At 66.4% G+C, this 17,277-nt stretch carries 15 protein-coding genes; 7 read left to right on the forward strand and 8 right to left on the reverse strand.

Annotation, left to right across the window (positions count from 1 at the left end; all coding sequences use genetic code 11):
* Window positions 1–13: 13 nt before the first annotated feature.
* Window positions 14–1,474 (forward strand): M20/M25/M40 family metallo-hydrolase, encoded by a 1,461-nt coding sequence (locus tag C0V82_RS14310; protein WP_158659936.1) that lies wholly within the window; start codon window positions 14–16, stop codon window positions 1,472–1,474.
* Window positions 1,475–1,494: 20 nt separating this feature from the next.
* Here the strand turns inward: C0V82_RS14310 and galE are convergent, their stop codons facing one another.
* On the reverse strand, window positions 1,495–2,475 hold the full coding sequence (gene galE / locus C0V82_RS14315; RefSeq protein ID WP_102113437.1) for a UDP-glucose 4-epimerase GalE: 981 nt from the start codon (window positions 2,473–2,475) through the stop codon (window positions 1,495–1,497).
* Between the two features lie 130 nt (window positions 2,476–2,605).
* Between galE and C0V82_RS14320 the strand changes: the two genes are divergently transcribed.
* The 4 genes from C0V82_RS14320 to C0V82_RS14335 are packed head-to-tail and all read left to right on the forward strand — an operon-like array spanning window position 2,606 to window position 6,224.
* Entirely contained in the window at window positions 2,606–4,021 is a 1,416-nt protein-coding gene (locus C0V82_RS14320) for a hypothetical protein (protein ID WP_102112887.1), read from the forward strand.
* Window positions 3,957–4,577: a phosphoribosyltransferase gene (locus tag C0V82_RS14325; RefSeq protein ID WP_158659937.1), complete on the forward strand. Its 621-nt coding sequence runs from the start codon at window positions 3,957–3,959 to the stop codon at window positions 4,575–4,577. The genes C0V82_RS14320 and C0V82_RS14325 overlap by 65 nt, the downstream gene beginning before the upstream one ends.
* Window positions 4,570–5,250, forward strand: a complete 681-nt coding sequence (locus tag C0V82_RS14330) for a haloacid dehalogenase-like hydrolase (RefSeq protein WP_158659938.1) — start codon at window positions 4,570–4,572, stop codon at window positions 5,248–5,250. Before C0V82_RS14325 ends, C0V82_RS14330 begins: the two co-directional genes overlap by 8 nt.
* Window positions 5,244–6,224 (forward strand): polysaccharide pyruvyl transferase family protein, encoded by a 981-nt coding sequence (locus tag C0V82_RS14335; protein WP_102112890.1) that lies wholly within the window; start codon window positions 5,244–5,246, stop codon window positions 6,222–6,224. Before C0V82_RS14330 ends, C0V82_RS14335 begins: the two co-directional genes overlap by 7 nt.
* On the opposite strand, the gene C0V82_RS14340 is transcribed toward C0V82_RS14335, so the two are convergent.
* Window positions 6,182–8,452 carry an acyltransferase family protein gene (locus tag C0V82_RS14340; RefSeq protein ID WP_102112891.1) on the reverse strand — a complete coding sequence of 757 codons (2,271 nt, stop codon included), beginning with the start codon at window positions 8,450–8,452 and terminating at the stop codon, window positions 6,182–6,184. The two genes, C0V82_RS14335 and C0V82_RS14340, sit on opposite strands and share 43 nt — an antisense overlap.
* A 206-nt stretch (window positions 8,453–8,658) precedes the next feature.
* On the opposite strand from C0V82_RS14340, the gene C0V82_RS14345 reads away from it, so the two are divergent.
* Window positions 8,659–10,026 carry a lipopolysaccharide biosynthesis protein gene (locus C0V82_RS14345; RefSeq protein ID WP_102112892.1) on the forward strand — a complete coding sequence of 456 codons (1,368 nt, stop codon included), beginning with the start codon at window positions 8,659–8,661 and terminating at the stop codon, window positions 10,024–10,026.
* Entirely contained in the window at window positions 10,023–10,397 is a 375-nt protein-coding gene (locus C0V82_RS14350; RefSeq protein ID WP_102112893.1) for a hypothetical protein, read from the forward strand. The genes C0V82_RS14345 and C0V82_RS14350 overlap by 4 nt, the downstream gene beginning before the upstream one ends.
* Here the strand turns inward: C0V82_RS14350 and C0V82_RS14355 are convergent, their stop codons facing one another.
* Genes C0V82_RS14355 through C0V82_RS14380 form a run of 6 tightly spaced genes read right to left on the reverse strand, consistent with a single transcriptional unit; the run spans window position 10,398 to window position 17,210 of the window.
* Window positions 10,398–12,308 carry a glycosyl hydrolase family 28-related protein gene (locus C0V82_RS14355; RefSeq protein WP_102112894.1) on the reverse strand — a complete coding sequence of 637 codons (1,911 nt, stop codon included), beginning with the start codon at window positions 12,306–12,308 and terminating at the stop codon, window positions 10,398–10,400.
* Window positions 12,268–13,491 (reverse strand): glycosyltransferase family 4 protein, encoded by a 1,224-nt coding sequence (locus tag C0V82_RS14360; RefSeq protein ID WP_102112895.1) that lies wholly within the window; start codon window positions 13,489–13,491, stop codon window positions 12,268–12,270. The genes C0V82_RS14355 and C0V82_RS14360 overlap by 41 nt, the downstream gene beginning before the upstream one ends.
* Window positions 13,488–14,198, reverse strand: coding sequence for a P-loop NTPase family protein (locus C0V82_RS14365; RefSeq protein ID WP_102112896.1), 711 nt, complete (start codon window positions 14,196–14,198; stop codon window positions 13,488–13,490). The genes C0V82_RS14360 and C0V82_RS14365 overlap by 4 nt, the downstream gene beginning before the upstream one ends.
* Complete coding sequence (locus C0V82_RS14370; protein ID WP_102112897.1) at window positions 14,195–15,676, reverse strand: GumC family protein; 1,482 nt, start codon at window positions 15,674–15,676, stop codon at window positions 14,195–14,197. The genes C0V82_RS14365 and C0V82_RS14370 overlap by 4 nt, the downstream gene beginning before the upstream one ends.
* A 35-nt stretch (window positions 15,677–15,711) precedes the next feature.
* Window positions 15,712–16,431 carry a polysaccharide biosynthesis/export family protein gene (locus tag C0V82_RS14375; protein WP_102112898.1) on the reverse strand — a complete coding sequence of 240 codons (720 nt, stop codon included), beginning with the start codon at window positions 16,429–16,431 and terminating at the stop codon, window positions 15,712–15,714.
* Window positions 16,432–16,445: 14 nt separating this feature from the next.
* Entirely contained in the window at window positions 16,446–17,210 is a 765-nt protein-coding gene (locus tag C0V82_RS14380; RefSeq protein WP_188595114.1) for a sugar transferase, read from the reverse strand.
* Window positions 17,211–17,277: the final 67 nt, after the last annotated feature.

A 17,277-nucleotide genomic window follows, 5' to 3' on the forward strand; every position in this document is an offset into this window, starting at 1 on the left:
GGAGCACCAGACCGTGAAGCATCCCCTCCGTCGCCTGCTGGTCCCGGCCCTGCTGCTAGCCCTGTCCGTGCCTGCCGCGCAGGCTGCGCCTCGGTCGGCGGAGGGTGATGCCGCCGTCGCCCTGTTGCAGGATCTGATCCGCTTCGAAACGGTGAACGCCCCCGGCGACACCACGAAACTGGCAGCCTATCTGGATAGCCTGTTCAAGCCGTTGGGCGTGGAGACGGAGGTCATCCTCGCCCCCAACGGCAAGGCCGCCCATTTCATTGCCCGGTTGAAGGGCGATGGCAGCCTGGAGCCTGTGCTTCTGGCCGCCCACACCGATGTGGTGCCGGTGGAGCGCGAATTCTGGACCGTCGATCCCTTCGCCGCCACCATCAAGGATGGTTTCGTCTATGGCCGTGGCGCGCTCGACAATAAAAGTGCGGTTGCCGTCTTCGCCCGCGCCGTCATGCGGCTGGCACGGGAGAAGGTGAAGCTGAAACGCGACATCATCTTCCTGGCGGAGGCGGACGAGGAGCAGGGGCGCTTTAACACCGGCTGGCTGGCCCAAAACCATTGGGACAAGATCAACGCGGCCGTCGCCCTGAATGAGGGTGGGAACACCATGCTGGACCCTGACGGCAAGGTCCGGCAGATCAACATTTCCGTGGCGGACAAGCAGACCTTGAACCTGAAATTGACCGCGCGGGGCAAGGCGGCCCATTCGTCGCTGGCGGTACCGCCGCTGGAAACCGCCAACGGACAGTTGATCGCGGCGCTGGGCAAGATCGCCTTCACCGAAACACCGATCCGCCTGACACCGCCGGCTGTCAGCTATTTCAAGGGTCTGGCCAGGCTCAATCCCGGCCCCCTGTCGGGTGCGGTTGAGCGGTTGCTGGCGGCGGGTGACGATGCCGCCCGTCTGGTTGCCGCCAAGGAGGTTCTGGAAGCCCATCCCAAGGAGGCGCCGACCCTTTCAGCCCTGATGCGCGACACGATGGTGGTCACGATGATCAATGCCGGGGTCAAGCCGAACATCATCCCAGGTGAGGCCGAGGCCATCATGAATGCCCGGTTGATGCCAGGTGTGGATGTGTATCAGTTCGTGGAACAGGTGAAGGCGCTGATCGGCAATCCTGCCATTGAGGTGGAGATTGTTAATTCCCGGCCCAAGGAGGAACAGGCGGAGTTCTTCCGACAGCGCAGCGCCATCCAACCCTCCAGCATCGAGACCGACCTGTTCGGCGCGCTGGAAAAGCAGGCCAAGCGGGTCTGGCCGGGCGCGCAGGTGCTGCCGGTGATGCTGCAGGCCTCCACCGATGCCGGTGCCTGGCGGGCGCGTGGCGTCCCGGTCTATGGGATCAGGCCGTTTCCGACCGACCCCGACACATCGTCCCGCGTGCATGGCCATGATGAACGCGTTGCCGTGAAGTCCATCCATGAGGGTGTGGATTATGTCTATGGGGTGCTGAAGCAGGTGGCGGCGCGATAGCCCCCCCTGCTGGATCAGTGTCAGGCCCGCCCGAACCATGCCGCCGCGTGGCGCACATGGTCCTCGATATCCGGATAGGCGGGTGTCCAGCCCAGATGTCGGCGGGCCGCCGTGGCGTCGGCGATCAGGATGGCAGGGTCGCCGGGGCGGCGGTCCCCATCGCGGCAGCGTACGGGCAGGCCTGTGACCCGTTCCACCGCACCGATGACCTCCCGTACCGAGAAGCCCTGGCCAGTGCCCAGGTTCAAGCGCTGATTGCCGCCGCCATCCAGAAGGCGGCGCAGGGCCAGGACATGGGCACTGGCCAGATCGCTGACATGGACATAGTCGCGCACGCAGGTGCCGTCCGCCGTCGGGTAGTCGGTTCCAAACACCCTGATCTCAGGGCGTTGACCAAGGGCGGTCTGCAGAACCAGCGGGATCAGGTGGGTTTCGGGATCATGGCGTTCCCCCAACTCCCCGTCTGGGTCGGCGCCCGACGCATTGAAATAGCGCAGGGAAGTGAAGCGCAGCCCGCCGCCGGTGGCGGCCAGATCGGCCAGGATTTCCTCCACCATCAGCTTGCTGCGGCCATAGGGGTTGACGGGGACCAGGGGCTGCGTCTCCACAATCGGCGCGCACCCGGCATTGCCATAGACAGCGGCGGTGGAGGAGAAGATCAGCGCCGTCACCCCGGCCCGGTCCATCGCCGCCGTCAGGGCCAGTGTCCCGGCCACATTGTTGCGGTAGAAGCGACCGGGGTCCGTCACCGACAGCCCCGCCTCGATCAAGGCTGCGAAATGCAGGACGCCGACAGGCCGGTAATGGCGGAACACGGCGTCCAGGAAGCCGGCATCCTCCAGTGATCCCCGCTCCAGCGGGCCCCAGCGCACGGCATCCGCCGACCCGTTCGACAGGTTGTCGACGGCCACGGGCCGGAACCCGGCCCTGGCCAGCGCCTTGCAACTGTGGCTGCCGATGAAACCGGCGCCGCCGGTGACGATCACGGTGGGGGCGGTCATGGGCCCGGCTCCTTCATCCATTGCGGTCCATCCATCAAGACACCGCAGTGCAGCATGCCGGCAAGCCACCTTCCGCGCGGCCACAGACTGATCACAACCGGACCGGTCCGGAACCGTGTTGTGTTGCAGCATGAGCGACGCGATCACCCTCGCCGGCCCCGGTGGCCATCCACGCACCCTGCCTGTCCCGGTGACAGAAGCGGGCAATGTGGACGTGGCCGGACTGGTCCGCGTGTTCGCGGTCTGCGGCGCGCTTTACCTGGGCATCTATGCGCTGGAGGCGCCGGCCCGCTATGGCCTGTATCTGGCGGGACAGGACAGTTTGATCCTGCTGCGCGACGGCTTGATCCTGGGGCCGCTGCTGGCGCTGTGCATGGCGCATGCAGCACAGCTTCGCCTGCATCCGGTCATGGCGGCCTTCGGCATCGCCATGGGTTTCCACGGGTTGGTCTTGATGGGAACCATGGGCAGCCCGCTGGGCGTGGCCTATGGTGTGAAGGTGCTGGTCAATCTGCTGTTCGGCTTCTTCGTGGCAGCACTGTTCGTGGCGCCGGGGGGCCGTGTCCTGCGGTTCTTCGCCCTGATGTGGGCCGTCATCATGATCGGCATCTGCCTGGACAAGGCGGGCATGGCCTTTCCGTGGACCGGGATGCGGACCATGGTCGGCGACCTGAATGTCGATGTCTCCAAGGACTGGCAGATCAGTGACCCGTTCGCCCGCCGTGTCGCGGGTTTCACACGCAGTTCCATCGCCGTCGCCGCCATCCTGCCCTGCCTGACCATCGTGCTGATGGGCCGGCTGCGCAGCGTGCTGGCGCGGGCCTGTTTGGCGCTGCCGGCCCTGGTGGGCGTGTTCCTGACGACACAGAAGGGCTCCCTGATCGCCTTCCTGCCGGTGGCGGCCTTGCTGTGCCTGCCGGCGGGTTTACGGCTGACGGGCCTGCGTGCAGCCTTCCTGGGGTTTCTGCTGCTGGCCGCGGGCCTACCGCTCTTCACCCATGGTCTGCATCTGGACCATGGGGACGGGGTGTTCAGCATGGAATCCCTCTATCTGCGCATCGCCTATACCTGGCCCGATGCCTGGGACTGGATCGCGCGGCACCAGATGCTGGTGTTCGGGGTCGGCCTTGGCGGCCTGGGTGGTCCGCAGCGGCTCTATGCCCCGGACGCCTTCAATCCAGCCGACAATATCGCGGTCCTGCTGTTCGCCTGGTTCGGCCTGTTCGCCGTGATCTATGCCGCGCTGGCCGTACGCCTTGCCCTGCGGCCCGTCACGGGTGATGTGCGGCGGGTGGAAGCGGCGGTGGCCATCCTGGCCTTCGCCGCCGGTTACGGCGTCGTCCTGTCGGTGGTGGAGGATCAGGCGGCCTGCCTGTTCCTGGGCGCCGCCCTAGGCACCCTCTGGCGGGAGACGGTACCAGCCGGCCCCGCCCTGCGGCCCGCCGGGCCGCGTCATGCACCTGACATCATGGAGGCAAAAGATGACGACCAGCCTGCATTCGCTGCGTCAACCGGACGTGGTCAGCTTCGATCCCGCCGGTTTTGAGGATGCCTGCGCCGATCTGATGCGGCAGGTGCAGGCCGATTTCCGGCCCGATGCCCTGATCGCCGTGCCCACGGGCGGGCTGCATGTGGCGGAAGCCATGGCGCGGTCGGCGGGCGGCCGCCTGCCGGTCTTGTCCATGACCTGCCGCCGGGCCAGCACCGCCGCCAAGAGCCGGCTGGCCGGGCTGAAGGCCCTGGCGGCCCGGCTGCCGCGCCCCGTAGCCGACCGGCTGCGTGTTTGGGAACATGCGCTGCTGACCCAACGCGCCCGGCCCACCCCCGTCGCGCCCTATATCTTCGATCCACAGGAACTGTCGCGCCTGCGGGCCTGGCTGTCGGGGGTCGGGGGGCGTGTGTCGCTGCTGATCGTCGATGATGCGGTGGATAGCGGTGTGACGCTGCATCATGTGCTGGAGGCGGTGCGCGGGCTGGCCCCATCGGCGGCGGACATACGATCCGCCGTCATCACCGTGACGACACCGGAACCGCTGGCCCGACCCCATTATGCCCTGCATCAGGGGCAATTGTGCCGCTTTCCCTGGTCGCTTGATGCGTAACGTCGTGATCCTGGACCTGGACGGCACCGTCCTTTCCGTCAACAGCTTCCGTCTCTGGGCGTCCTACATGCTGCGGGCGGCCAGCCCGCATATGGCGCCGGGGCGGCGGCTGGGCCTGGCCTTGCGCGCCGGCGGGGCGCTTGTGGCGCGCAAGGCCGGGCTGATGGGGCATGAGGCGCTGAAGCACCATCTCCAATCCCTGTGGCAACGGTCCACAGCAGGCGATGGCGGCGCCACGCTGTCCCATTTCAATGATGGGCTGCGCCGGCATGTGCGGCCGGAACTGCAACCGCTGCTGTCGGCGATGGCGGCGGGGCAGGTTGACGGGGTGCTGGCGACCGCAGCGGCGGCGGATTATGCGCAGCATTTCGGCGGCCTTCTGGGCATTCCCCATGTCCTGGCCACGCCCGCCATCCGTCCCCGCACCATGCCCAGCAATATCGGGCGGCACAAACGGGATGCGGTGCTGGATTTCCTGGCCCGGCAGGGCTGGATGGAAAGGCCGCGCATCCTGTTCACCGACCATGAGGATGACCTGCCGCTGATTGAAATCTGCAGGACGGTCCATTGGTTCGGCCCGCCCACGGCCCTTGCGGCCATGGCCACCCGTTTCCCGCATACCGCCCTGCATCAGGGCTTTACGGATCCAGAAGACAGGAGACAGCGATGCTGATCAACATGTTCGATACCGCCATGGACAGCGACAATCTGGGCGACCAGTTCATCATGGATGCCGTCTGGCAGGAGGTGCGGTCGCTGTTCCCGGATGCTGGCTTCATCCGCACCCCCACCCACCGCCGCGCCACCCTGTCGGAACTGCGGGAGGGACGGAAGGCGGACCTGTCCATCGTCGGCGGCACCAATATCCTGAAATCGCACATGCTGGTGCGCGGCAACTGGCGCATCACGCCCCTGGATTACCTGAACTGGCGCAATGTGATCCTGATGGGCGTGGGCTGGCAGCAATATGGGCGTGGCGGGCCGGATGCCGCCACGCGCCTGTTCTTCCGCCAGGTCCTGTCGCCGCATGGCCTGCATTCGGTGCGCGACATGCACACCTACAATCTGCTGCGCCCGCATGTGCCCAATCTGGTCTATACGGCCTGTCCGACCATGTGGATGCTGGACCGGGCCCATTGCGAAAGCATCCCCGTCCGCACGGCACAGGACGCGGTCTTCGCCGTCACCTACTACCGCCCCGCTCCAGAACAGGACCGCCGGATATTTGAGATTCTGCGCCTGAATTACCGCACTGTCTATTTCTGGCCGCAGCAGGCGGAGGATGTGGACTATATGCGCGAGATTGGCGCCACCGGCTATGTGCCCATCACGCCCAATATCGCCGCCTATGACCGGCTGCTGGCCGAGAATGATGTGGATTTCGTGGGCGCCCGCCTGCATGGCGGCATCCGCGCCTTGCAGCACCGCCGCCGGGCGCTGATCATCCCGGTCGATAACCGGGCCACGGAAATCAGCCTGTCGACCGGCCTGCCCGTGGCGTCGCGGATGCAGCCAGAAGCGATTGAGCAGTGGATCACCAATCCCACACCCACATCCCTGACCTTGCCGCTGGAAGGCATCGTCGCGTGGCTGGGGCAGTTCCGTCAGGCGGCGGCCACCGCGTCTCGTGCCACCGCCGCGCGATAGATCGACAGAAGGTCGGCCACATGCCGGTCCCCGGACCGGCTATCGGCCCAGAAATCATTGTAGGCGGCCAGTCCCGCCGCCTGCACCGACGCATCATCGCTGATCAGGGACAGGCAGCGGGCCAGATCTGCCTCGTCCCCGCTGCGGAACAACCAGCCGGACACGCCATCGCTCACCCGTTCGGCGGCGGCGGAGATATCGCTCACGATGGCGGGCACGCCCCGCGCCGCCGCCTCGGCCACCGTCAGGCCGAATGTCTCGTACCACAGGCTGGGGAAGACCAGGCAGCGCGTGCGGGACAGTAATTTCTGGATATCGGCACTGTCCAGCCAGCCTGTCACCCGCATGCCGGGAATGGCTTCGATCTCCGCCCGCAGCGGCCCGTCGCCGGCAAAGGTGATGGGCAGGCCCATGCCGGCGGCTACCCGCGCCAGCATCCGCACGCCCTTCTCCTCGTCCAGGCGGCCCAGATAGAGGATCATGTCGTTCAGGGCCACCGGGGCCGGCACTGCGCGTACTGCCTCCACCGGGTTGGGTAGGCGATGGACCTGGGCCCGGCGCGGCAGGTAAGGGGACAGGATGCGGGCGGATCGTTCCGACAGGGCGATGTAATGCGCGACAGAGGCCGGGAAGCGGCCCGCCGCCCGCTGGATCAAACCCCGCGCCACCCGGAACAGCTTGTGGGCGTGCCGCCGCTTGTCGCAGCGGGTGGCGATGCAACCACGCGACAGGGCGGCGCGCGTGCAGGGCTGTGCCGTTTGATAATTGAAGAAGGCACCGTTGGGGCAGGCGGGGAAGAAATCATGCAGGGTGCAGATGACGGGCACGCCCATCCGGTCGGCCACCCGCACCGGGGCGGTCGTCAGCGCCTTGGTATAGCCGTGCAGATGCACGATCGTCTGGTCAGGCGGCAAAGGGCGCAGGATATCGGCCACCAGGCGCGCGGCCTGACCGTTCCAAAGGGCCTGCAACGCCGCACCGGGATGGCGGCCCGCCTCCAGCAACTCACGCTGGTCCAGGCAATGCACCGTCAGGGGGGCGTCGCGGAGCTGGTCACAGACGGGGCCGACGGCGCCGACAAACACCACCCGCGCGCCCGCGCGTGAAAGCCGCACTGCCTCGTCGATGGCCACCTTGCTGGCCCCGCCCTGCACATGGCAATAGTCGTTCAGCATGACGATGGTCAGGTCGCCGTCGGATGTGGGCAGCCCTTGGGTTGATGCCTTCGGGCGGATCAGACGGCGGCCCAGCGCGATGCCGGGCAGTTCTACCATCCGTTCGGCGACAAAAGCCAGCGGCAGGACCAGGGCCATCGTGACCGCAGCCCCCGCAATGCCCGGTTCGTACAGGCCGAACAGCAGCGATAGTTGGATGAGGGGGGCGTGCAGCAGATAGACGCCATAGGACATGTCGGATTTCAGCCGCAGCCGGGGCGTCATCAGGGCCAGCACCACCACCAGGGCAGCGACCAGCACGGGATAAAGCAGGGGCGGCCGGGCATGCAGCAGACCCGTAACGGGGGCGGCCAGCCCCAGGCCCAATGCCAGACCCAACCAGCGGTTCTCCAGCCGCAGCCGGTGGCGGTACTGGTAGGCGGCGACACCCAGCACGAAGAATTGCAGCTGTCCCGGCAATTGCTTGGCCAGGGTGGCATGGCCCGCCCGGTCCAGCAGATGGTGATAAAGGGCCGACGCCAGGAACAGGACCACCAGCACCCCGATACCCCGTCGCTGCAACAGCCGCCAGATGAAGGGTAGCAGCAGGTAGAAGCCGACCTCGATCTTCAGGGTCCAGAGGCTGGCATTCAGGCTCTGTTCGTACAGTCCACTCAACGCGCCAGTGCCGACATCATATTGCAGGAAATTGGCGAAGGCGGCATTGGCCAGGAAATAGGTGGCCATGGAGCCCAGATTGCCGGTGATCCCCCCCGGCACCAGGGCCCCCAGGATCAGGGTTTGGGCAATGACGACCGTGATATAGAGCGGGTAGATGCGGAAGAAGCGCTTGATGAAGAAGCGTTTCGGGTCCGGGTCGCGGTCAAAGCTGTTAGCGACCAGATAGCCGCTGACCACGAAGAAACACTCCACGGCCAGGGCGGCATAATTGAAAGGCCAGGGCGGCGATGGGATGGCGATGAACAGCTGATGGTGGCCCAGCACCACCAGCAGCGCCAGCAGCATCCGCAGGGGCGTGAAGTTGTTATCCGTGAAACCATCATCAGATCGCATCACTTCAGGCTCCCACTATCCGTTGATCGCCGGGCCGATACTTGGGTGCAAATGCGAACCCAAAATCGGCGTGAAGTCCGGTCTTGTCAGAACTATTTAGTGTCACCTTTACAGGGTGGGTTGTGATCACCCTGTGACCCGTTCCTTTGTCCGGTGCGCATCCGAATTCTGGATGTTATGGCAGGGGTGAACTGAACGGGATCATCATGACCCAGGACTGCACCAAGCAGAGGGCGATCAGGGGGCCGGGCCGCTGGCATCCGCGGCATCTGCGCGCCTGGCTGTCGGCCCGGCCCTTCCTGCGCAATGTCTCTATCCTGCTGACGGGGGCGGCGGGCGGGCAGTTGATCGCCGTGCTGCTGTCGCCGCTGTTGACGCGGCTATACACGCCGCAGCAGTTTGGGACCTTGAGCGTCTATTCCGCTGCCCTGACCATGATCGTGGTCTTGGCGTCCCTGCGTTATGAATTCGCCCTGTTGCTGGTCCGGCGGCGGGCGGATGCCGTCAATCTGATGGCGGTCTGCCTGTGTGTACTGGTGCTGACCACGGCGGCGCTGGGCGTTGCGGTCTTCGCGGTGCCGGATGCGACGCTGCGGACGCTGTGGCCGGTGCCGTTGGACGAGGGGCCGCTGGCGGCTTACCAGGGGTTGCTGGTCCTTGGCTATTTCTGCCTCGGCTTCTATTACATTGCCCTGCAGCTGGCCACGCGCACCAGTGACTTTCCCGCCATCGCCAAGACAAGGCTGGCGCAGGGGCTGGTGGGACCGGCCAGCCAGATCGGGCTGGCCCTGGCGGGGCTGGGGGCGCCCGGCCTGCTGGTCGGCTTCGTCCTGGGCCAATCGGCGGGCAGCTTCGGGCTGTTCGGTTCTGTTATCGCCCGGATGCGGCGTGTCTTGCGGCTGCTGTCCTGGCGGCGCATGCGTGTACTGGCCCGGCGCTATATCCGCTTCCCGCTGATCAGCAGTTGGGCCGCCCTGATCGATGCGGCGGGTAGCAGCCAGTTGCTCTATATCCTGGCCGGCATCGCCTTCTCGCCCGCCGTTGCGGGCTTCATCTTCCTGGTCGAACGGGTGGTCTCGCGCCCGCTGGCCATCGTCGGCACCTCCATCCTGCAGGTCTATATGGGGGAGGCGGGAAAGATCGCGGCCAGCGACCCCGCCCGCCTGAAACGCCGCTTTGCGCAAGTCGTGTCGCGGCAGTCCCTGCTAGCGCTCCTTTGGATCCTGGCCGCGAACCTGGCCGCATCCTTTGCGTTCGCCACCGTTTTCGGACCGGAATGGCAGCAGGCCGTGACCTATCTGCACGCGCTCAGCCTTGGCTATCTGGCGCAGGCGGTCGTCCAGCCTGTGTTCCATACGCTTCAGATCCTGGGGCGGCAGGGGCTGGCGGCCGGCTGGCAGGTGGGGCGGCTGTGCCTGACGGTCTGTGTCTTCCTGGCCGGCGTAGAGCAGGGCTGGGCCGCCCCCTGGGTGATCGCGGGATACAGCGCGGCACAGGCCGTCTGCTGCTTGCTGCTGCTGGCCCTCATGGTGCGGGCCACTGATCAAAGACGGCACGAAGGGGTGAAGGGATGAAACGCACCGCTGCCATCATTGCGCTGCTGCTGGGCGCGGCCCCCCTGACCGCCGCCGCCCCTTTCTGTGTGAAGGTCACGGGCGTGCCGGCCCAATGCCTTTATGTCGATCCTGCCGCCTGTCAGCGGGAGGCGGACCGGGCCGGCGGGCGCTGCGTCACCAATGAACGGGAGTTTGAAAGGCCCGTGGCCGCCCTGCCTTACTGTCTGGCGAGGGCCGGCAATGTCATGTCCTGCGTCTATCCCGCCTATGCTGATTGTGAGACGGATGCGCGCCGCCTGGGTGGAACCTGCATCGCCGCCAAACTGCCGCCCCGCCCCGGCCCGGTGAAGGAACCGGGCGCCGACCCGTTCGCTGTCACCCGTCCTTGATCACGGTGTGCCATCGCGCAGATCAGGCACGAACCTGCCAAAGCCGCGTTCGGGAAAGTCCGTGACGGGCACGGGCGGCGTCGTATCGCCAGCGGCGCGGCCCACATAGATTTGATACCGGCTGCCGGACCTCAGCGATTCCTCGACAAAGCTGGCGGACAGGGAGGAGCCGGTGTTGATGAAGGTGGGCACTGTGGCCGGTGCCCCGTCACGCACGACATAGACCAGCCCGCCGAAAATATCGGTGCGCGCCCCCTCACGGTTGTCCAATACCGTACAAACCCCCTCCGTCTTCAGGCCCAGGATGGCAAGCGGGCTGCCCCGGTTGATGATTCGGGTCGTCGTGCCCTCGCTGTCGAACTGGCGCGCGAACACCGGCTGCGGCCCCGTGATGCGCAGCAGGCCGCAGCACATATTGTCCAGGAAGGCGCGTCCGCCGGTGGCACGGCGGTCCAGCATGGTGGTGCCGGCGGACACGATATCCCGCATCACGATCTCCCGCCCGCCCGACAGTTCCACCCCGACCTGTTCGCCCAAACCAGTATTGTCAAAGGCCAGCCGTTCGATGAACAAGGGCGGTCCCGCCGTGGCGGCACGGAACATGCCGTTCGTGCGGGCAAAGGCGGGACGCCGGTTGATGACGCGGATGGTGGAATTCATGCCCACGATCCGTTGCAGGCTGGCCGGGATATCCACGCTGTCATTTACCGCATAGGTGCCGTTGGGCAGATAGACAACGGCAGCCCCCGATGCAAACGCCTGACGCAAGGCCTGTGTCGCATCCTGTGCGGGATCGCCGGTGGCGCCATAGGTGGCGACATTGACCCATTGCCCTTCCGGCACCACGGGGACCGGCGGCGGGTCCGCCCATGCTGTACGCCCGGCGGGCGGTGGTGTGGCCTGCCAGTTGCTGCGCCCTTGCAGCACCCCGCTCTGTACCGTGCCGCCAATGGACAGATCGCGCAGGGTGACGAAGCCGTCATTGCGGATCAGGTCCGCCACGCTACCGCCCGGTGCCGTCCCGCCCTCGATCGCCAGAAAGGCTTTGTCGCCGGCATTGATGATCCGCCCCAATGGTCCATCGATGCGCAGGTTGCGGAAGGTCAGGGCGTTCTGGCTGTTGGTGATGGCCGTGTCCGTCTGTTTCGACAGGTTCACATGTTCGAAGGTCAGGCCATATTCGGTCTGGGCGGTCGCGATGCCGGTGGCGAAGCCCTGGATCGTCAGATGCTGGATCAGGGTGGGGCCGGGCCATTTGCGCGTCATGGACAGGCCCACGGCCCCGCTGCCGGCCTCGGCGCGCAGCGTGACATGGCGGATGGCGCCACTATTGTTGCCCAGATAATCGATGGCGATGGCGCCTTGATTGCCGCTGCCGACATCGATGGTCATGTTCTCTACGAAGTTCATATAGGCATCGTTGCCTTCGCCCCGGCCCGGATAATCCTTGCCGCCCTCCGTCGCCCCGCTGCGGTACAGTTTCGAACTGGTCAGGATCACGGGCTGTGGGCGCTGCGGATCGCCATAGCCGGGCGCATTGTCAGGCAGTTTCAGCACCGTCCCCGCTTCCGATTGCCCGATCAGGACGAAGCCCGATGCGAACCGCCCATCGGCATAGCGTTTCAGAAGCGGGGCCGTGATGCGGTAGGTGCCGTCGGGCACGAAGACCAGCCGGTCCTGCCAGAAGCTGGCACCCGTATCGCCGCCGCTGGCCGCCAGTGCTGCCAGGAAAGCGGCGGTGTCGTCGGTCTGCCCGTCGCCCACCGCCCCGAAATCGCGCACATTCAGGGCGCTGCTGTCGGTGGGGTAGATATCCGCGCGGGCCTGAACGGCTGGCAGCAGCAGGCAGAGCAGCAGCGGCAGGACGAATTTATGCCACGGCCAGCGCCCGGTAATGTCGTTCATAATCATCGATCATGCGCTCCAGGCTGAAGCGTCGGGCCAGGGCCGCCGACGCGTCGGGCAGTTCCGGCAGGGCACCGGGATCGCGGGCCAGCCGCGCCATCAGGGTAGCCAGCGCGCCGGCATCGCCGGGCCGGAACAGGAAGCCGGTGCGCCCGGCCTCAACGAATTCGGGAATGCCGCCGATATCGCTGCCCAGAAGGCCCAGGCCGTAGGCGGCGGCCTCCACGATGGTGACGGGCGCATTCTCAAACCACAGGGATGGCAGCAGCAGATGACCTGCCCGCGTCAGGGCCTCCACCTTCGCGGGCCCGTCCAGAAAGCCCAGATAGCGGATGCGCGGGTCGGCGGCTGCGGCGGCCCGCACCTTGTCTGCCAGCGGTCCCTTGCCCGCGATGGACAGTTCCACCGGCAGGTCGCGCGGCAGGATGGTCATGGCCTCCAGCGCTGTTTCCACCCCCTTCTCCACTGTCAGCCGCGTCAGCATCAGGAACCGGCCCCGGCTGTCCGGGGGGCGGCTCTGGCGTATCTGGGCGGCGTCGGGGGGCAGGGGGATGCCATTATGCACGACCGTCCCGCCCCCGGCCCGCAGGCCCGCGCGCTGGTGCAGATCCAGAAGAAGGCGCGACGGGCTGGCGAACAGATCGACATGGCGGGTGGTGCGGATATGCCAGTGACGGTACAGGCGGCAATGGACGCGCGGCCTGGTACATATCCGCCAGTCATGGGTCAGCAGGAAGGCGCGCGGGCACAGCAGATGGTAATCGTGCGCGGTATGCAGCACCGGCACACCATCGGCCCGCGCGCGGGCCCAGATGGCGGCGGAAAACCCGTCGATCAGATGGCTGTGCAGGATGTCCGGTCTGGCACTGTCCAGGATGGTGCCCAACCGGCGAGCCGCATCCCGGTTCCAGGCATCCTTGGCATGCCACAGCCATTTGCGCGGGCCGGGGTTCAGTGGGCGTTCGAAGGACCAGTAGAGATTGGGCGGAAAGAAGCGGATCACCTCCACGCCGTCCCGCTGCTCCACCGGGTAGGGTTCCATGTCCGGCCCGCAGGTTGAAACAACGGTGACCCGGTGCCCGCGCCGCACCAGCCCTTCGCACAGGAAGGCCACGATCCGCTCCGCCCCGCCTGCCATCAGCGGTGGGTAAAGGTTGTTCACGACCATGACATGCAGGGGCCGGGTCATAGCAGGCTGGCCATCCAGCCGGGCACATGGTTCTGCCGGTCATGCAGGATGGCGCCCAGAATGGGCCGGTTGCAGCGGACCAGCAGTTCGCGCAGGCGGATGGCCGATGACCGCCGCGTCTGCTCCGCCTCGATCACGATGACATTGCCATCGACATGGCCCGACAGGATGGCACCTAGCGGTTCGCTGTCGGCGGGTGGGGCCACCACGATCACCATGTCGAAATGCCGGCGGAAGCTTTCGATATGGCCCGCGATCTCATCCGTGCGGGCCGGGGAGATGCCGCGTCCGGGCCAGCCGCGCAGGTCGGCCATGTACATTTCCTGCTCCGGTATCTTCATCAGCTCCGCCTGCCGGGCCAGTGCGCGGACAATGCCGTCAGCGCCGGCGTCGGCGGTCTGCGGCCAGGGGGCCCAGGGCTGGCGCGTGCAGTTCAGCACCAGCATCTTCTTGCCCAGGACGCTGGCGGCGGCCCAGGCCATGTCCAGGGCGATCTCAGAGGCACCGGGGCCGGCACCAGCGGCCAGGAACTGGATGGCCATGCCCCGGTCGATATCCAGGACGGCGTCGATCTCCAGATACAGCTCGATCAGGTCCACCATGGCCAGATCCTCCGGCACGGGCCAGTCCACCTCCCGGATCTCATGCTCCTGCCACGGGGGGACGGGGTCCCGGAACGGCTCCGGGGCAATGTTCAGCTTCGTCATGCGCTGTCTCCGTAGGCCAGCAATTGCAGGGGTGGCCGATGCGGCTGCCGCTCAAAGCTGGCCAGGACCGGCAGGTCCAGAAGGAAGACAACCTGTTCTGCCGTCGTGAAGCGATCGTCCCGCGCTTCGCGCAGCAGCACCGCGATGGTGGCCAGGATGGCCCCGCCGATCAGGCAGGCGATCATCGTGGCCAGCCCGCGCGGCCGTACCGTGCGATAGGGCTGGGTCGGCTCGCTCAACACGGCGGCGGGGGAAATGCGTTCGCTGTTCAGGTTGCCTTTCACGCGGGCATTGGCGTGCTGCATCGACAGGGAACGGTACGCTTCCTCCGCGATCTGGTACTCGCGCACCAGATCATTGAACCGGCCCCGGTTGCGGCGCAGTTCAGCCAGACGCTCGTCCAGCGCTGTGATCTGGCCGGTCAGCACCTGGACGGGCTGGGCGTTGCTCTCCACATCGGCGCTGGTGCGCAGATAATCGGTCTGCAGGGTCTGATAGACGCTGTTGGGTGCCGTGGTGGAGCGTTTCTCCAGATCGGCGCGCCGGGTCGCCACTTCTTTCTCCGCCGTCGCGATGCCAGCCTTCAGCGCCGCCATGGCCGGCCCGTCGGGATTATAGGTGGCCAGCATCTGGCTACGCTTCATGCGCAGTTCCAGAAGCCGCGACTGCGCCTCATCCAGGGCGCGGTACTTCTCGCCGCTGGCCGTTTCTGGCAGTTTTTCAGGCACCTTGGTCATCAGCTTTTCCAGGCCGCGCTTGCGCTCCTGCGCCTGGGCCAGGGCGGCGCGGGCGGCATGCAGGCTGGTGTCCAGCTCGCTGCGCTGGGCCAGCAGATCCTCCACCTCCTTGTCGAAGCTGCTGATCCGCCACTGGTCCTTGAAGCTCTCCAGCGTCGCTTGTGCCTTGGTCAGTTCGTCACTGGCCTGCCGCACCTCCCCCGCCAGAAAGCCCTCATGCGGGTTATGGTAGATCTGGGTCTGCCGCCCGACATAAAGATCGATCAGCTTGCGCACCAGCTTGGGCGCCATCTCCTTGTCGGGGTGGCGCAGCGACAGGGTGATGATGTTGTCCTGGTTGCCAACCTCGGCGGCCAGATCATCCAGCAGCCTTGTGACGGCGGCATCCATCGCCGTCCCGCGTGCCGGCGGGTCCGCCGCAATGTCGGGATAGATGGCGGGGATGCCGAACGCTTCCACCGTTGCACGCGCCAGATCATGGCTGTGCAGGATGGCGGCATGGGCCAGCACGATCTCCCGCCGGTCGGACGGGGTCAGCTCCGTCGCCGGCCCCCGCTCCACCTGCGGGGCGGACCAGCGACCAAAGGTCACCACCAGTTCCGCCACGGATTCATACTTCTTGGTCGCGAAGGTCAGATACCCGGCCCCCAGCAGCAGGGTGCACAGGAGGACCGTCATGAACAGGCGCCATCTCTTGCAGATCGTGATCAGGACGCCATGGGGCAGGGCTGTCGCGTACATTGCCGTCTCCCGCAGGGTGGGCCAGCAATCCTTCGTCAGTTATTCGAAGGGTTGATGTTGTAGGTGAAGCCCCAATTGAAGGGCACGAACTGCTGCACGAACTGGTTCCAGAAGGTGTAGGCCTCATAGACGCCCGTGCGCGGCACATAGACCACGTCATACTGGGCCAGCCGCACATCGGCGGCGGGGTCCTTGCCGGTGATCGCGGCCATGTAATCCACTGCCATGGCCTGCGGTTTGTCGCCGTCGCCGCGCCGCAGGATGAAGATATTCTCCCGCGAGGCCGACAGCTTTACCCCGCCGGCCCGCGCGATGGCCTGGGTCACGGTCAGGTTGGGGCCGACGGTGATGAATTCACCGGGGCTGCCCACCTCACCCGCCACATAGACGCGGTTGGGCGCGAAGGAATGCACGATCACGCTGATCTGCGGATCGGTCAGCAGCGTCCGGTATTTCTCCCGCAGGCTGGCCGAAATCTCCGACGGCGCGCGGTTATAGGCCATCACATCCTCGGCGATGGCGGTGGAGATCATACCGTCGGGCCGCACCACCACTTCCTCATTCAGCTCCGGATTGAGGTAGAGGCGGATATAGAGCATGTCGCCCACCTGCACCTTGTATCCCGGCAGGGTGGCTGCACTGCCAGCCACGGGCGTCGCCACCTGCGGTGCCGGTGGCAGGGCCGCCTGCCGCTGCACACAGGCGGTCAGCAGCAGGGGCAGCAGGGCAAGCAGTCTGATCGCGGGCGCCTTCATGGTGACGGCCCGCTTCAATAGGCGCCGTCGCGGCGCAGCACCGCCGACGGCGTGCGCAGCAGCACGCGCAGGTCGGACAGGAAACTCCAGTTGCGGGCATAATCGCGATCCAGCCGCACCCGCTCGCCATAGCCGGTATCGTTGCGCCCGCTGATCTGCCACACACCCGTGATGCCGGGGCGGCAGCGGGAATAATCATGGAAGGCCGCGCCATATCGCCGGACCTCGTCCGCCACAATGGGGCGGGGGCCGACCAGGCTCATGTCGCCGGCCAGCACGTTCAGCAATTGCGGCAGCTCATCCAGGCTGGTGGTGCGCAGGAAACGGCCGACCTTGGTGACGCGCGGATCGTCGCGCAGCTTGAAATCGCGCTCCCACTCCGCCCGCGCCGCCGGATCGGTGGACAACAGTCGGGCTAGCACGGCCTCCGCGTTGGGCACCATGGTACGGAACTTCCAGCATTTGAAAGGCTGCCCCCGCGCGCCGACGCGGCGATGACCGAACAGCACCGGCCCGCCATCACGCTTGGCCAGCACGGCCAGCGTCAGGAACAGGGGGGATAGCAGCGCCAGCAGCGATGCCGATGCGGCGATGTCGAACAGGCGCTTGCTGATCCTTGTGGCCGGGTTCTGCCGCACTGCGGGACGGCGCTCACGATCCAGATGCTGGTCAATGGCGGCGGCATGCAGGCGATGCCAGTCATAACCACGCCCGCCAGCCGACGCGCCAACCAGAACAGCTTGTCGCGACAGGGGGGCCGTAAAGGCTTGCGATGCCATGATACGCTCCATCTCCGTGGGTAAAGGATGCCCATCGCCCGCGAATGCAATCGCGAGCGGCGGCAAT

This window comes from Niveispirillum cyanobacteriorum (assembly GCF_002868735.1).
Classification (GTDB): domain Bacteria; phylum Pseudomonadota; class Alphaproteobacteria; order Azospirillales; family Azospirillaceae; genus Niveispirillum; species Niveispirillum cyanobacteriorum.

What these genes read in the sequence shown, in the direction of transcription:
- C0V82_RS14330 (WP_158659938.1), top strand. Translation starts at nt 4,570, where the DNA reads ATGCGTAACGTCGTGATCCTGGACCTGGACGGCACCGTCCTTTCCGTC.
- C0V82_RS14355 (WP_102112894.1), bottom strand. Translation starts at nt 12,308, where the DNA reads ATGATTATGAACGACATTACCGGGCGCTGGCCGTGGCATAAATTCGTC.
- C0V82_RS14365 (WP_102112896.1), bottom strand. Translation starts at nt 14,198, where the DNA reads ATGACGAAGCTGAACATTGCCCCGGAGCCGTTCCGGGACCCCGTCCCC.
- C0V82_RS14345 (WP_102112892.1), top strand. Translation starts at nt 8,659, where the DNA reads ATGACCCAGGACTGCACCAAGCAGAGGGCGATCAGGGGGCCGGGCCGC.
- C0V82_RS14380 (WP_188595114.1), bottom strand. Translation starts at nt 17,210, where the DNA reads ATGGCATCGCAAGCCTTTACGGCCCCCCTGTCGCGACAAGCTGTTCTG.
- galE (WP_102113437.1), bottom strand. Translation starts at nt 2,475, where the DNA reads ATGACCGCCCCCACCGTGATCGTCACCGGCGGCGCCGGTTTCATCGGC.
- C0V82_RS14340 (WP_102112891.1), bottom strand. Translation starts at nt 8,452, where the DNA reads ATGCGATCTGATGATGGTTTCACGGATAACAACTTCACGCCCCTGCGG.
- C0V82_RS14370 (WP_102112897.1), bottom strand. Translation starts at nt 15,676, where the DNA reads ATGTACGCGACAGCCCTGCCCCATGGCGTCCTGATCACGATCTGCAAG.
- C0V82_RS14325 (WP_158659937.1), top strand. Translation starts at nt 3,957, where the DNA reads ATGACGACCAGCCTGCATTCGCTGCGTCAACCGGACGTGGTCAGCTTC.
- C0V82_RS14320 (WP_102112887.1), top strand. Translation starts at nt 2,606, where the DNA reads ATGAGCGACGCGATCACCCTCGCCGGCCCCGGTGGCCATCCACGCACC.
- C0V82_RS14360 (WP_102112895.1), bottom strand. Translation starts at nt 13,491, where the DNA reads ATGACCCGGCCCCTGCATGTCATGGTCGTGAACAACCTTTACCCACCG.
- C0V82_RS14350 (WP_102112893.1), top strand. Translation starts at nt 10,023, where the DNA reads ATGAAACGCACCGCTGCCATCATTGCGCTGCTGCTGGGCGCGGCCCCC.
- C0V82_RS14335 (WP_102112890.1), top strand. Translation starts at nt 5,244, where the DNA reads ATGCTGATCAACATGTTCGATACCGCCATGGACAGCGACAATCTGGGC.
- C0V82_RS14375 (WP_102112898.1), bottom strand. Translation starts at nt 16,431, where the DNA reads ATGAAGGCGCCCGCGATCAGACTGCTTGCCCTGCTGCCCCTGCTGCTG.